The 13,725-nt window shown below is 37.9% G+C and carries 15 protein-coding genes; 1 reads left to right on the top strand and 14 read right to left on the bottom strand.

Annotation, left to right across the window (positions count from 1 at the left end; translation table 11 throughout):
• Positions 1–3: 3 nt before the first annotated feature.
• Genes J8281_RS06330 through J8281_RS06300 form a run of 7 tightly spaced genes read right to left on the bottom strand, consistent with a single transcriptional unit; the run spans position 4 to position 5,967 of the window.
• Entirely contained in the window at positions 4–1,068 is a 1,065-nt protein-coding gene (locus J8281_RS06330) for a TIR domain-containing protein (protein WP_210196753.1), read from the bottom strand.
• Positions 1,069–1,071: 3 nt separating this feature from the next.
• On the bottom strand, positions 1,072–1,245 hold the full coding sequence (locus tag J8281_RS06325) for a hypothetical protein (protein ID WP_210196752.1): 174 nt from the start codon (positions 1,243–1,245) through the stop codon (positions 1,072–1,074).
• Positions 1,242–1,433, bottom strand: a complete 192-nt coding sequence (locus tag J8281_RS06320) for a hypothetical protein (protein WP_210196751.1) — start codon at positions 1,431–1,433, stop codon at positions 1,242–1,244. Before J8281_RS06320 ends, J8281_RS06325 begins: the two co-directional genes overlap by 4 nt.
• 12 nt (positions 1,434–1,445) lie before the next feature.
• Positions 1,446–2,480: a hypothetical protein gene (locus tag J8281_RS06315; protein ID WP_210196750.1), complete on the bottom strand. Its 1,035-nt coding sequence runs from the start codon at positions 2,478–2,480 to the stop codon at positions 1,446–1,448.
• Between the two features lie 3 nt (positions 2,481–2,483).
• Positions 2,484–4,406: a hypothetical protein gene (locus J8281_RS06310; RefSeq protein WP_210196749.1), complete on the bottom strand. Its 1,923-nt coding sequence runs from the start codon at positions 4,404–4,406 to the stop codon at positions 2,484–2,486.
• 14 nt (positions 4,407–4,420) lie between these two features.
• Positions 4,421–5,674 (bottom strand): type II toxin-antitoxin system HipA family toxin, encoded by a 1,254-nt coding sequence (locus tag J8281_RS06305; protein ID WP_210196748.1) that lies wholly within the window; start codon positions 5,672–5,674, stop codon positions 4,421–4,423.
• Positions 5,675–5,679: 5 nt separating this feature from the next.
• Positions 5,680–5,967, bottom strand: a complete 288-nt coding sequence (locus J8281_RS06300; RefSeq protein WP_210196747.1) for a helix-turn-helix transcriptional regulator — start codon at positions 5,965–5,967, stop codon at positions 5,680–5,682.
• 70 nt (positions 5,968–6,037) lie between these two features.
• Here J8281_RS06300 and J8281_RS06295 point away from each other — a divergent pair, with 70 nt between their 5' ends.
• The gene (locus J8281_RS06295) at positions 6,038–6,817 is read left to right on the top strand and encodes a DUF2971 domain-containing protein (protein ID WP_210196746.1); all 780 of its coding nucleotides are present in this window, start codon (positions 6,038–6,040) and stop codon (positions 6,815–6,817) included.
• A gap of 54 nt (positions 6,818–6,871) precedes the next feature.
• Here J8281_RS06295 and J8281_RS06290 read toward each other — a convergent pair whose 3' ends face one another.
• The 7 genes from J8281_RS06290 to J8281_RS06260 form a co-directional block, all read right to left on the bottom strand.
• Positions 6,872–8,260 carry a type IV secretory system conjugative DNA transfer family protein gene (locus tag J8281_RS06290; protein WP_371812594.1) on the bottom strand — a complete coding sequence of 463 codons (1,389 nt, stop codon included), beginning with the start codon at positions 8,258–8,260 and terminating at the stop codon, positions 6,872–6,874.
• A 50-nt stretch (positions 8,261–8,310) separates the two neighbouring features.
• Positions 8,311–9,342 (bottom strand): MobB family relaxase, encoded by a 1,032-nt coding sequence (mobB, locus tag J8281_RS06285; protein WP_210196744.1) that lies wholly within the window; start codon positions 9,340–9,342, stop codon positions 8,311–8,313.
• Between the two features lie 11 nt (positions 9,343–9,353).
• Positions 9,354–9,734 carry a BfmA/BtgA family mobilization protein gene (locus J8281_RS06280; RefSeq protein ID WP_210196743.1) on the bottom strand — a complete coding sequence of 127 codons (381 nt, stop codon included), beginning with the start codon at positions 9,732–9,734 and terminating at the stop codon, positions 9,354–9,356.
• Positions 9,735–10,163: 429 nt separating this feature from the next.
• Positions 10,164–10,361, bottom strand: a complete 198-nt coding sequence (locus tag J8281_RS06275) for a hypothetical protein (RefSeq protein WP_210196742.1) — start codon at positions 10,359–10,361, stop codon at positions 10,164–10,166.
• 12 nt (positions 10,362–10,373) lie between these two features.
• Positions 10,374–10,754, bottom strand: a complete 381-nt coding sequence (locus J8281_RS06270; RefSeq protein WP_210196741.1) for a DUF6876 family protein — start codon at positions 10,752–10,754, stop codon at positions 10,374–10,376.
• A 74-nt stretch (positions 10,755–10,828) separates the two neighbouring features.
• A complete protein-coding gene (locus J8281_RS06265; protein ID WP_210196740.1) occupies positions 10,829–11,173 on the bottom strand; it encodes a single-stranded DNA-binding protein in 345 nt (114 codons plus the stop codon).
• 757 nt (positions 11,174–11,930) lie between these two features.
• A complete protein-coding gene (locus tag J8281_RS06260; protein WP_210196739.1) occupies positions 11,931–13,724 on the bottom strand; it encodes a UvrD-helicase domain-containing protein in 1,794 nt (597 codons plus the stop codon).
• Position 13,725 lies beyond the last annotated feature (1 nt).

Here is a 13,725-nt window from a genome sequence, read left to right as displayed (position 1 = left end):
TTTTCAACTAAAGTAAAGAGTGACCCCTAAAACATCTTCCCAAAACAGCTTATTTGTTATTGAAAATGGTGCATCTTCATACTCATCTTCGAATTGTTCGTCGAACTCGGGTGACAAGTCCCGCTTCATAAAAGAGGACAGTTCATCCAAAAGTAGCTCTAGTTTTTCCATTTTTCGAGTTTTCCCAAAGCTAGCTTCCATTTCTTCGTTTATAAAGTCATTGGCCAAGGCCTCGTCCAGTTGTTCCTTATACGCTAGAGCTTCAATATTGATATCTTTGTAGGCATACGTCTTAAATATGATGCCGACAATTATGGGATGAAAACTTGACAAAGCTTTGTCTACTCTTTTGGTCAATTCTACAAATTCATCGAAATCGTTGGTATCACTATACTTTTTTACAATACTGGCAACATCGCTTTTATCTTTGGCACTTTTTAATTCTTCCACCAGGTTTTCCAATTCAGATTTCTCTTCGATAAGCTTGGTCAACGTTGTTTCAAGTTCATCCTTTTCTTTAATCAACTCGTCAAACTCTTCCCGGTCCAATGGCTTTTTGAACTCATTATCCTTTAAGTGATTTTTAGTCTTTAAGACAAACTCTTTTTTCTTGGCTGTCCACCGGTCACTTTTAATTTCTGAAGCTGGAATGCTTAGTTTTTCTTGAAGAATATCTCTCACTCGGTCCAAACTGTTTTCATCCAACAGTTTTTCGATTTGAACGGGCTCTTGTATCACGCCAACCGTTTTGTAATTGATAGGCTCTACAATCAAGGGAATTACTTCCGCAGAAGTAACCCAGCCGGCACCCATCTCGTTCATACATACTTCACTTTCTTTATAATTTGGTGTAATGATTAGGAAATTGATTTTGGCCGATTGCAAAGCATCGAGAATGGAATTGCGCCAATCCGTTCCTGATTTTATCTTGGCACCATCAGTACTAGTGCAAAATATTTTGTTTATGTGAATGCCTAAACCACCCTGCAATATTAAATCAATAAAATTATCTACTATCTGTTTGTCCTTACCTGAGTGACTGATGAATATCTCTTTTTCTTTTGCCATATTTTATTTGTTTTTTTGTGTAAAGTAAATTGCTTCATCAACCAACTGGACTATATCATTAGAGTTGCTGGCAGATTCTAATTCTTTTAAAAAATTATGTAAAGCCCGTTCATTTACTGAATCCAAATCAAGATGCTTAATCATCAGTTGCGTAGATTCTTGAAGTCGTTTTTTCAATTCTGCAAGTTGTTTGCTGGCACTTCCGTGAAACTTGAATCCTTTACCATTTTCGGTATTGATAAGGTGAGCAGTTCCATCTTTGAGGCGCGTCGTTTTCGCCTATCAAATCGCAAGCCTCTATTTAGGTATGCTTCGTAGAGCATTCCTTTGGTTTCGTTTTTCTTTTCTTCTTTTTCAAATTTCATTGTTAAACTTGGTTATTTGATTTGTCTATCTCTTTTAATGGCTTCAAGCGTGGGTCGCAAAAAATCCGGTTCTTCACCTTCAAAATATTCGAGAATTAAAGGATTCTTAGCGAAAAAATGACTTATGAACTTAATCCAGTCTTTAACGGTAAGTTGACCATTTATTTTGAACAATTTTTTGGATTGGCTTTTTACTTGGTATTCGCCTTTGACTTTATTATTGAAATTGTTTGTCCTACGTTCATAATATTCTGCTTCTGTATAAAACTGCAAAGCACCATCGAAATGACGAAAGCATTTTGAATCCATATCATATTCTGCGTGTACATACCTTACAGGAAAATACGTTTCGTTTTCCATTTCAATTGTGACATTAGGTCGTTTGAATTCTAATGCTTGGAATACTTTTATATTTTCGTAAGAATACCAATAGATATCCAATGCAAAAGCATCAGAATAAAAGAATTCAAGTTCCATATCATCCAGATATTGAGGTGGTCTCAAATGAACTACGCCGTCTTTGATTGAACTGATATCTTCCGAAAATTTACCACCGTACCAAGTATCTTCTTCAATCAAAAAAGGACCCTCAGTATCAATACGCACTTTATCCAAATCTAACGCAATACCAACTTTGTTCCCGCTAAAATTGTGTTTCCAGAAATGGTCTATGAAGCGTGGTGCGAAGTTATTATTCCCATAAAACCCTCTGCGAAAATAGTTGCTGGCATAAAAAATATGATTCTCGGTATAGAAGGAACCTTCAGAAAATGGCTTCCTAGAGTACGTGTTAAGCAAGTCATTAAAATCATATAAATCTTCTTTGTCTGAGGCCATCTTTGGATTTATTCTAAGAACAATATCTTTTGAACAACAATGGACACCTAAAGCGTGGTTGTAATCAAAATCAGAAGCTTGTAATTCAACTCCATAACTTTTGCAATGTCTTGTAAAGGAATCTATGAGCTCTTTATTTTCTTCCAGTTTTTCAGCTTTTTCTTGTTCTTTGAACGCCAGATATTTCTTGATTCTTTCAGCTCTATCCATATCCTAAATTTCCTTGAATTTTGCCACACGATTAATCTTTGATAAAAAGTGAATGTTTTCTATGTCCGCTTCGTTCGAGTTCATCGCCAAATCGATTTTTTCCATTAGACCACGTACGGGACTTAATCGTCGCAATGGCTTTTTGCTTAATAACTTTAAAATGAACATTGCTAGACCTGTTGGCAAACCGCTGCTCATTCCCAAGGCTGTCGTAAAAGCCTGTGCCGTTAGGTCGACGATGACATTTGCCTTGATTTGGGCATTTAGAAACTTCTTGACCTCTTGGTTGTAAAATTGCATCTTCTCTGTTTGTTCTTCTTGACTTAGGTTTGCCAGCGTTTCTATAAGTCTCTTACTATTTGGATAAATACTTTCCTTGCTCAGCACCTCTTCAAGCTCTAAAATGGATATGTAATCGTTCATTTTAAACAGCTCAATGGGATTAATAAAGGAACTGCCCTTTAGCAATAGTTGCTCACCTGTCACATAATTTTTAAAAGATGCCATTGTCGCGCTTTTGTAAAAGTTCAATAGTGTACCCATTGATTCGGTGTACACTGCATCGGTAAAGCCATCTTCACCTCTTACAGGGAAATAGGTTGCATTGAACGCATTGGAAAGATGTGCTGCATATGAAAATCTATTCACAAGATACTCGGCACTTTCACTTAGGTTTCCATTAGGAGGATTTGATATAATCTTATTAACACCATAGACCGAAGCGCTCAATATGCCACCGGATTGCAAGACATCAAAACTCTTGCGCTTCGCTAAAATGGGCCAAGCCAACGATTTAAAAACAAATGAGGCATCCATTTTACCTTGCTTGGCTACTATATCACTAATAAACTTCAGTTCTTTAGCTGATATACCATCACCAAAAATGTAATTATCAGCAGTTTCTACGATATCGCATTGTTGTAAACTACCTACTGCTCTTTGTGTGACCAATCCATTGCGATTGATTGCGTACACTTCGTCAAGAAATTTTCTATCATAGCAGGATACTTCTTGAACCAAAACAATAGTAATACGTTCTCGACGAACCAATTCCATAAAATGTGCCCTCTTAATACCAATCTTGGGGAACCATTCTTCAATATCTTTCGTAATGGGTGGCGTAAGAAAAATGCGCTGGTACAGCAGTATGCAATACCTTAAATCCACATTTGGGTAAATACTGAAATCAATATAACAGGCATACTCATCTTCCAGAAGAAAGAACAGATTGTTTTTCTTGAATGTACCTTCAAAAATTCTATTCACATTATCGTACCAAATCGAATCATCCCTCTGGATGTATTTTGGCTTGTTACGTCCCAAACGATTGCAGTAATATGCAGATGTATCATCTTTTGAAAAACCGTGCTTTTGAGGTGGTGGCTCTTCAAGCTCGTCAATATGTATCCTAAATTCCACACCGCTTTGGTGCTTTTTTAAAAAATCCACGAGCTTGCCTTCCTGAAATCTGTTAAGAAATTGGTATTTCTTGCCATTTTTATCTTCAATCCAATAATTGGCAATATGGATATGAACGATGCCGGCTTCATCGGAAATTTTATAGAAGTTGATATTAGGGAATTTGGACATCAACATATCCGCCCATTTAGATTTGGGCATCAACACACCTTGTAGTCCTTTAGGAATATCCTTGTCCTGAAGTTGGGCTATGATTTTTGATTTCCCCCCGGGTTTTTTAAGGGATAACTTTAGGGGTACAAAAATGGGTCGTATGGATTTTTCAAACTCGTGCTCAACGGCTTGAAAATCCACTTTTCTGTTTTTTAAATGAATGACGAAATCCTCATTTTCCTTTTGGTAAATCGTGGTTTCCAAATATGGGAATTCTGCTCGTAGCAACAGGTCTGTTTTCCGAACCAGCCCGTAATAACCTTGATTATTGTTTTCTATCGATATTAAACCCATTAATTCTTATATCATTATTCCCACCTAAAAGCTCCAGCCATCAATTCCATCTCCGAATTTTTGATTCCAATTGCTTCGGCCACAGAATTCCAATCTTTAACCACAGCGAATACTTCAGACAAAATGGTTTCCATTTCACTTTCACTCAAACGAAAATATTCGCCCACGCTTTTTGCCAAATCAAAGTCCAGAGCATTATCATCCATATCAATATTCAATGAAAGTCCATCTTTTTCAATTGATGGATTTAAATCGTAGGCAGGTGACAACACCCAACCTTTATCGGTCAATATAAAACCGTGGTTTCGTAAATGGTCGTCCGTATTTGAGATGGCGATATTGAAAACAATACGTCGCCAGAGCTGATGCAAATTGGCTTCTACATCTACACCATAGCTTTCTATAAAGTCCACGATATCAAGATAGTTTGGTGACGCATCCTTAATGGTTTCTTCTGTATTGCCGGTCATTGTCATCGCCGAGGCAAAGTGGATGCGTTTTCCCTCTTTTCTGTCAAAGCGTTTGGTCAAAAAGGTATGGTGCTGGCCGCTGATTTTTTTTACATTGGACTCTGCCATTTCGATTCCTGCAGCGATGGCTAATTGATAGGCCAAATATTCCCATAGTGCCTTATCCACGGTATCTGTCTTTGATGGAAATTTGGCAATCCATAAATGTTTTTGGGTGTCAAAAATATTAGCTTTGGGTCGTGCGCCACCCAAAGAAGAACCTGGTGCTATCAAAACGGCTAACCATTTCAATATTTCATCACTCTGCTCATCATTTTCCAGTTGTTTGGCAGCCTCTTGCAAATCGCCTAAAGATGACCAAGGTGGTGTTGGGTTTTGTGCATTGTTATCCAAAAAAGGCCCATCCAGTTCAGTCTTATACCGTAAGGCACCCATTCGGGTTTCGTCATAGACCCCAAGCAGGTAATCTATTTCATAGAGTGGTTTTGGCTTTTCATTATTGGCTCTGGCTTCTTGGGCAGCTCTTCGTTTCATCAGGGTCTTTCCCCAGGTATCGGGCATACTATCCAAGAAGATTCCAAAGTTCTCTTTGTTGGCCGGATATTGTGGACCTGAATAAAACTCAATGTCAGGGTCAAGCAATCGCTGGGCATCGGTCTTTAGCCAATCCTTTTCATATTCAAAACTGAAGGCTTTTTTTCCTTTGGCAAAATGAGCCGATAGCGTTCCGATAAGCGTCGGTTCTTTTAGACCTACCCAATCGGCATACACGTATATGTCAAATTTATCTGTACCCATTTCACTTATAATAAATCAAGGTCTTGCAATTTTCTGCCGAACTCATCGTCCACGGCAAGTTTTTTAAAATCATCCTCTAAACTCAATACTCGAAACACATTAAAATAAGAGCCTATGGCAACTGCTGGGTCGCCCTTTTCGATTCTGTAAAGTGTGGTGCGGTTGATGCCCGCACGCTCGGAAACCTGTTCTGTCGTGAGCTTTCTGCGCTTTCGCGCAAGCTTAATATTTTCGCCCAATTGCTCAAAAATCTTTTGGTATTTTGGCAATAGAATAGCTTTCTTAGGATTCATTTTGTTGAATATTTACCACAAAAATACTATTTTTGTTGATAATATGCAACAATTATTATAATTCAAGTCAATGTATAGCATTTTTAATCAAGACCATCCTTTGTCTATACCGATGGGCATACCCAATGTATTTAGATTCCGACCACCTAATGAATACACTATAAGCGAGATTGAAGAAAATTATATTTGGTTTTCTGATAGGGATTCTTTGAATGACGAAATGGATTCCAATCCAGAATTCGTAAAGCTCTCAACCAATCCAGACGAAATGAAGCTACTATATGATACAATAGCAGAACACATTTTGGACCCAAGAACAAAAAGATATTTTGATGAAAATATGACCGAGGAAAGTCTTCAGGAATTTGCAGCCACAAAAATCAAACCCTTTGTATCCAGTTTTGGTATTGCCTGTTTTACTATGTACCCTATGAATGAAGAACTTTGGGAAATCTATGCTGCAAACAACAAAGGTGTTTGTCTTCATTTTGATAGTAGTGTTGACCCTACATTCTTCCATAATATCTTGCCTGTGCATTATGTTTCCGACATAAAGGAACGCGAATACAATCCAATCTCGGAACCCAACCATATTGTCGATTTGTTTTACAAGAAAACAAAAAAGTGGTCTTACGAGAAAGAGTTACGACTTTTGAAAGAAAAAACTGGCCGGGTTAAATTCAAAACTTCTTCTTTGTTGAATGTATTAATTGGACACGATGCCAAATCAGATTTTATCGACAAAGTTTTACTTGCTGTAAAAGAAAATTACACACACGTTAAAGTTTTTCAGGTTACTGCACCTGTTTCGATAGGAAAGCTCTCTTACAAACCACTATCCATTCCGTAATGAGATGCAGATGGATTTGACCACCAATTACGCCACCATTTAACCATCTTCAATTTATTTAAATATCGACCTGGCCTCATCATAAATCCTTTCGAAGTTTACTCTTAAATCTGCTTCCGAATATTGCTTGGTTTCCTGTGGAAGCTGTCTTTGAATTTTAGATAACTTAAACTTTACTTTCTTGTCCTTCCCATCAGCAAAGGTGACAAACTCACCCTGTTTTAGTCTAAAGAAAATATCCGCTCTTCTTTTGGAAACCTCTCTTTCGCCTTTGGTAATTCGGGTATCTGTTTTAAAGATATTGGCGGCCTTACTTACACTCTTAGTAGGGTTCTTGATGATTTCAAAAAAGCGCTCATAGTATTTAGCGGTGTCCGGGTCATTGACTTTGCCAAAAAACTGATAGGAAAGGTTGCTTAATATGGCTTTACTTGCCTTGTCGCCATACATCATATCATTCTGTATCTTATCCTGCATAACGTAGATAGTGGTGATGTCATAGCTTCTTAGTGTGGCTGGAATACGGTGCATATTCAGTAGGCGAATTGTGGGTGCTTCTTCCATCAATAGAAATGATGGTATGGAATTACGCACACTCATTTGTTTGGTAATCGTGTGAATTATGGTAGCAATTACTGGCGAATAAGAAGTTTCAAATTTGGGATTGTTCACTACAGAAATTACCGCAGGGTTTTCTTCACTATTAATATTCAATGGTACTTCATCTGCAGAGAGCGCCATAAAAATACGTTGGGTACTGATACGTTTTAGCGCATTGGCCAGGGTGCTTTTAACCCCAGCTGTCTGCCTGTCAGAATCTTTGCCACTGATAAAGGCATCCGCCATTGCCCTCGATGTGGTATTGGTTTCCAAAAACTGGAGCAGGCTATCCGTATCGAGCATTTGATAAATGGCTATCAAATGTGGCAAGGTGCAGAATTGTGGATAGTCAGATTTCAACTTCCAAATCAGTCCACCAACCAAACCTTCAGCAGCATCGTTAAAGAATTTGGTCGTTCCTGTTGTTCCTGATTCTCGTTGTTCCAAAAGGTTTTCAATCAAAACTCTGGAAACTTCGTTTACGCTTTCCTCATTCTCTAAATACTTTGGGGCAATGGGGTTCACCCGATGGATAATCCTATCAAATGAAATGACTTTCATTGAAATTTTACTATCCAGAAAAAGTGGATATGACATTTCGGTCAACTCAAAATCCTTGTAGTCGTGTATGATTCCGCAGAATCCGTTTTCACGAAAGTGTTTTAAAAATCCATAGACCACACTTTCGGTCTTCCCACTTCCTGCGGATCCGATAATAGATGCACCACGTTTAACGTTGTCTATTTTGAATGTTCCTGATTTCGTCGGAAACTTCACCTGATATTTCCTATCCGTTTTACCTGTTGGTTCACTATCGTAAAGCGCATAAAAAAGTATAGCCATCGACAGGATTGGCACTACAATATAAATGACTATTTCTACCAATGACCAATTCATATCCCAATAGAGCTTGATTTGACTGCGACTTCAACGCCTTTTCGCAACTGTTTAATAACTTTGAGTGCCAGTTGTACTTTACTTGTTGGGATGTTAGGCATCAATGGCACGCCCGATTTACCAATCATCTTAAAAGCCAAAGCCTTTTCATTGGCTGGCAATTTCATCAAAGCTGCAAAGTAAAGTTTCGGGTTCTTTACAAAATCTTTCTTCGCTTTGTAAGTTTCCGCATAGTTACGTTTGTAGCCGAAAGTGTTATCAAAGGTCTTTTCGGCACGTTCAAAAAATTGGTCACGGTCAAATCCTCGTTTTACTTTTTTTCCGTGCATCTCGACCTCAGAAGCTTTGTGCTTGCTTCCTGGGGAAAGACTGAACGAATTGGATGCATCCTTTCGGCTGACTATGATATGAATATGGCTTTGGTCGCCTGACTTTTTCATTCCCTGGACAATACGCTTACCGTTTTGTTGGTGCGGTGCTTCACGTTCCAGTTTGGCGATTTTGAGTTTCAACCTATCGATATTGCCCGTTGACTTGCCTTGCTGGATTTTCCGGACTTCTTGTTTTAACTCAAGAATCTTTGTGGCAAAAGGTTGGTTTTCCCGCACCTGAAAATCCGTGCCTTTGAATGTTCGTTGATGTTCGATTTTGGCGAAGTATTTAATGTCATCTACATTAACTGGTCGCCCATTGATTTCCCGATTGAAACTGGCAGCATAATCTTTCATCAATTCCCGGGTATATCGTTTTAAATCCTTGCTACTGTTTTCAAGTTTTCGTAATTCATACTTTGAAGGACTGACCGTAATGGAATAGAATTTTGGTTCTTTCTTTTTCAGCTTTGCGGTGTTGCCATCAATCTCTTTGACCACTTCTTTAGCTGAAATCTCATCGCCGTATTGGTTAAAGAAATGTTCCATTTCTTCTTTTTCGAGACCTTCATTTTCCTTTTCGAGATAGTCCACAAAATCTGTAGAACTCTGACTGTAATTCGTTCCTAATTTTTGTGCGGTGATGTTGATATACATAGCCTAAGTTTTTAAAGTTCGTTGGGGTTGTTTTGCTTTTCGCGAAAGCGGACTTCTTTCTTTTCTTCTATAAATTTCTTTTCCAGAATCAAGGGCTTCTTTTTGGGTTCATCCATCTCAAAAAGAGATTGCAACATTGCGACTGTGGGTTTGGTTTGTGTCTTTTCCACGTCACGCATTATGGCAATGACGGCATTGATGCGCTTTAATAATTTGGCTTCAATGGTGCGTCCCGTAGGTCCTAAATTTTCCTTTGGTGAAATCTCGTTGTAGAAGAAAAAATCAAGGATGGCTTCCATCGCCTCGGTGTGGGTCTTGAAGTGTGTACGTGAGAATTCCTGAAAACGTTTTGCCGTTTCCTTCTTGAACCTTATGCCGATAAATGTGTCCATATTTCGCCGATTTGTCGCAAATCCTTCCCGAAAAATGGACGTTTTGAGGACATTTGTCGCAAATTGCTGAAAATCAAAAGATTAAAACAATTTTAAACAACTGATTTTCAATGATTTGAAAACGAAAAGGAATCCGTAACATCGCGAAGCGTGTTACCCTCTTGCTATTCCTTTTCGTCCCGCTCGCGGGACGAAAATCCATACAATCCAGCTAAAAAGCTGATTGCCATTTTCGAGGAAATGAAATTTCCGATATGTTAATTTTCGATGGGTACGGTTATCGGCGAAAGTCAAAAAGTGGATAACCCTACATTAAATTATGTGCTGTATTTCAGCGAAATAAAGATACAATTTTTTCGTGATTAAGAATGTCCTTAAAATGAAAATACCCCTTAAATTTCAGAGGTGCATTTCTTTCAAAATTATCAATCATATATTAAATATATAGGTATAGGAATATAAATTCCGTAACGCTTCCTCGTCAAGCATTTGGTCCAAATTGGTGTGGTGCTTGGTGGCATAGTCCATCAAATCCTTACCATATTTTTTCTTGACATCTTCCTTGGAATTGGCAATTAATCGCTCTTGTGTTTCCTCGCTCAAATCGGTAAAATTTAGATAAATCATAACTTTCCGATTTTAGTATTCACTTGGTAACATCAGCGTATCATTCACGAAGAACAATCGCAATTCATCGAGTGGAAAATCGGTTTCACGATAGCCGTGCTTTTCCAAAAAGCTGTGGTTGCCATCTCTATAAATAACCTCGACTTCGTGACCTGTAAAATCTTGTTCATTGTCTGATAACCTTTTGAAGTCAATGGAAACAGGCTGATAAACTTTCGTCCATTTTCTTGCGACAATACTCATATCCATAAAGATTTCATAATACTCTTCTTTAGTGGCTAAAAACCGTATTCCCTCGGTCATAAAAGAACCCAAAAACGGAACTTTATATAGTTTCGTAGAGGGCTTAAATTGTTGCAGACGTTCTGTTATTTCGTTAACTTGTTCTTTCATTGTTATTCTTATTAAATAGTGAATAATGAAAAAGAGGGCGCATCTTTTTGACGGGTACGCCCTCTTTGTTTTAATTACTTATCGTCCTTTGAACCCATTAATAGGATTTCATCTGCGACAACTTCGGTAACATAGCGTTGAGTGCCATCACTAGCAGTATAGGTTCTTGATTTCAGTTTGCCTACTACGCCTATTTCTTTTCCTTTAATGACATACTTCTCAACAATTTCGGCGGTCTTTCCCCAGGCAACAATGGTATGCCAGTTGGTGTCTGTTTGTTTTTCGCCTTTACTGTCCTTGTAATTCTCATTGGTAGCTAAGGAAAAACGGGCTACTTTTTTTCCGCTTTCTAGGTTCGTAATGGTTGGCTCTTGACCAACATTTCCCATTAATTGCACGTGGTTCTTAATTGTACTCATAACTCAAAATTTAAAGATTAATAATTCCCTTTCCATTCAATCAACATTAAATTTTAAGGGGTGTTTGTTTGATTTCTTCCGTGCAAGGCACCAATGGGTGAAGTGGGTTTTGTCAAGACTTTCTAGGGAAAATCAGGTGTGTTTGCGACGTAGTAATCCCGCCTTTTTGCGGGATTCAAGGAAGTAGATACCTTATTTTTCACAGAAACTTGTCTTGGTCTTGACAAGTTCCATAAGGGCATTAGCAATTCTTTTAAAACCAGTTAGGACCTGAGCGTACAGGCCGTTAAGCGAAGTGAGTAGCTGGGTTTAATTTAGAATTGGTTATGCACGTCCTGTTTTTCGACGACCCGAAAAACAGAGAAGGCTTCAGCCATTATAAACCCCTTAAAATGTGTAAGACAGCGGTTTGGTTTTTAGGGATTTTCGAGTAAGGACTCAAGAAGTCCTTGCCGAAAATACCGTTAAGAAAACCGAGGCGATGGCTTTCCGCTGAAAAGGCGGACTTAATCCACAATTTTGGCTCTGGAATGTAGCGTTCCTTCCCAGCCCAAGCGGGAAGGGTTAGCGGAATGGAAAGCTAAAATTGGAGATTGTGTCCAAGATATTTGTAGTGAAGCTCTTTTCCCGGAATGAAGAGAAACGGAATGCAGGGGAATGTGCTGAATGGGTTATGTTTTAATAATTTGATGAACCCATTTCTCAAATCGTACTTATCAACAATTCAAATTTTCATTCTAACAAAATAATTCAGTAACTAAACAGTATCATATATATGGGATATTTGGGCAAGTACATCGGTAGGATATAAAGTTTCTTTTTTCCAATTCTTTCTCCCTTTTTCAGAAATCAAATGAAGATTTTTACGAGCTCTAGACCCAATAACATAAAGTAGTCTATTGGCCGTTTCGGTTCCGTTTTCATCATTTGAGTGCGGAACATATCCCTCAAGTAAACCAAAGGCTATAACCGTATCGAATTCTGCGCCCTTTACGCCGTGAATTGTGGAAATGGTAGTACCATCTTTTTGTTGAAATACTTTTTTAAAACTGTCTATATGTTCAATGAAATCGTTCCCGTCTTTCTTAATTCTCTCGATACGTTTTCTTGAACTATCAAAAAAAGAATTGAAGCTCTCTGTTAATGAAATATTTGTGTTTATGTCAACCCCCAATTCTTCAAGAAATATTTCAAAGAATAATTGCAGATATGTTATGCCGTGAGTTTCCGTAATAGTAATCCCATTACAGACTCTCAAAATTGATTTGTGATTAATTCCATCAACATTATATCCTGAATCTTCCAAGTCTCTGAGGACTTCATTTGCCCACCTCAATCGTCTCAAATACATTCTTGGAGATGCTTCCGTTAGGACAATTCGAGACAGCTTGTACCAAAAATTATCTAAATCTCTTGAAAAAGGTGCCATTCCCGGTCCATTAAAATTATACTCTGGCATTTCTATCATCAGGCTTCTTGATATTGGAGCTAAATGAACCCATTGAGGTCCAAGAATACAGATTTCATTTGGGTCAATACCTAACTCTTCGACATTATACCTGAGTAATCTAGACATTTCGTTTACCAAATTGTCAACGTGAACTTCATTGTTATATGAGATGATACTACCATAGTCTTTTTCTTTTCCAAAAGCCACAACATTATTTTCTATGGTCTTATATCTATCGAAGTAATTGACAATGGATAAGGAACTCCGATAGTTTTGTTCAAGTTCTAATCTCTTAAAATTAAGACCAGAAAGTGCTTCAAGTTCTTCTTTTTCGATAGGATAACCACCGAGACCGCCATAAATGGTTTGATTTGGGTCACCTACTATCAATGCTCTTGTGATACCCTTTCCAGAATTCCATATTTTCGAGATAATATGATACTGTATTTCTTTGGTGTCTTGGTATTCATCAACCAGAATTATTTCGAATAGTTTCGAAAGCGTCTTTGTAACAACTGGATTGTCTTGAAGAATTTGATGTGCATATAGTAACATATGCTCATAACTAATGAAATTATGCTTGTCTAGATATGCAAAATATTCTTGCAATACTGCACTAACACTATCGTATTTATAACCGGAATTGGTCACTTGAACGATACCATCGATGCTGGCATAATGCTTACAGTCCCAAAACGTGATTTTTGGTTTATCGTAACCTTTACAGATTTCATTTATTAGATTCTCAGACTCGTTAGAATCCATAATTCGATATCCGAATTTGAGTTTTTCCAAAAGTGAAGAGTAAGGTTTTAGAATCCATTCATTGCAAAAGGAATGTATGGTTCCTATCCATAATTGGTCGGTGGGAACACCTAATAATTGGATGCGTTCCTTTATTTCGTTTGCTGCACGATTTGTATAGGTAATAGCAATAACAAACTTCTTATGGGAATCTAATTTTGACAATTCATTCGCTACTTTGTAGGTAAGTGTTCGTGTTTTACCGCTTCCCGGACAGGCCACCAATAAAATGTTGTCATTGTCATTTACAACGGCACTCTGTTCTTCATTGAGTTCTTTGTCGGTCCAAACAAACATA

The sequence above is a fragment of the Aquimarina sp. U1-2 genome, assembly GCF_017897595.1.
GTDB lineage: Bacteria > Bacteroidota > Bacteroidia > Flavobacteriales > Flavobacteriaceae > Aquimarina.
The sequence above is the reverse complement of the archived record's forward strand: the minus strand, read 5'-3'. Positions and strand labels throughout refer to the sequence as shown.

What these genes read in the sequence shown, in the direction of transcription:
- J8281_RS06330 (WP_210196753.1), bottom strand. Translation starts at nt 1,068, where the DNA reads ATGGCAAAAGAAAAAGAGATATTCATCAGTCACTCAGGTAAGGACAAA.
- J8281_RS06320 (WP_210196751.1), bottom strand. Translation starts at nt 1,433, where the DNA reads ATGAAATTTGAAAAAGAAGAAAAGAAAAACGAAACCAAAGGAATGCTC.
- J8281_RS06315 (WP_210196750.1), bottom strand. Translation starts at nt 2,480, where the DNA reads ATGGATAGAGCTGAAAGAATCAAGAAATATCTGGCGTTCAAAGAACAA.
- J8281_RS06310 (WP_210196749.1), bottom strand. Translation starts at nt 4,406, where the DNA reads ATGGGTTTAATATCGATAGAAAACAATAATCAAGGTTATTACGGGCTG.
- J8281_RS06305 (WP_210196748.1), bottom strand. Translation starts at nt 5,674, where the DNA reads ATGGGTACAGATAAATTTGACATATACGTGTATGCCGATTGGGTAGGT.
- J8281_RS06300 (WP_210196747.1), bottom strand. Translation starts at nt 5,967, where the DNA reads ATGAATCCTAAGAAAGCTATTCTATTGCCAAAATACCAAAAGATTTTT.
- J8281_RS06295 (WP_210196746.1), top strand. Translation starts at nt 6,038, where the DNA reads ATGTATAGCATTTTTAATCAAGACCATCCTTTGTCTATACCGATGGGC.
- J8281_RS06290 (WP_371812594.1), bottom strand. Translation starts at nt 8,260, where the DNA reads ATGGCTATACTTTTTTATGCGCTTTACGATAGTGAACCAACAGGTAAA.
- mobB (WP_210196744.1), bottom strand. Translation starts at nt 9,342, where the DNA reads ATGTATATCAACATCACCGCACAAAAATTAGGAACGAATTACAGTCAG.
- J8281_RS06280 (WP_210196743.1), bottom strand. Translation starts at nt 9,734, where the DNA reads ATGGACACATTTATCGGCATAAGGTTCAAGAAGGAAACGGCAAAACGT.
- J8281_RS06275 (WP_210196742.1), bottom strand. Translation starts at nt 10,361, where the DNA reads ATGATTTATCTAAATTTTACCGATTTGAGCGAGGAAACACAAGAGCGA.
- J8281_RS06270 (WP_210196741.1), bottom strand. Translation starts at nt 10,754, where the DNA reads ATGAAAGAACAAGTTAACGAAATAACAGAACGTCTGCAACAATTTAAG.
- J8281_RS06265 (WP_210196740.1), bottom strand. Translation starts at nt 11,173, where the DNA reads ATGAGTACAATTAAGAACCACGTGCAATTAATGGGAAATGTTGGTCAA.
- J8281_RS06260 (WP_210196739.1), bottom strand. Translation starts at nt 13,724, where the DNA reads ATGTTTGTTTGGACCGACAAAGAACTCAATGAAGAACAGAGTGCCGTT.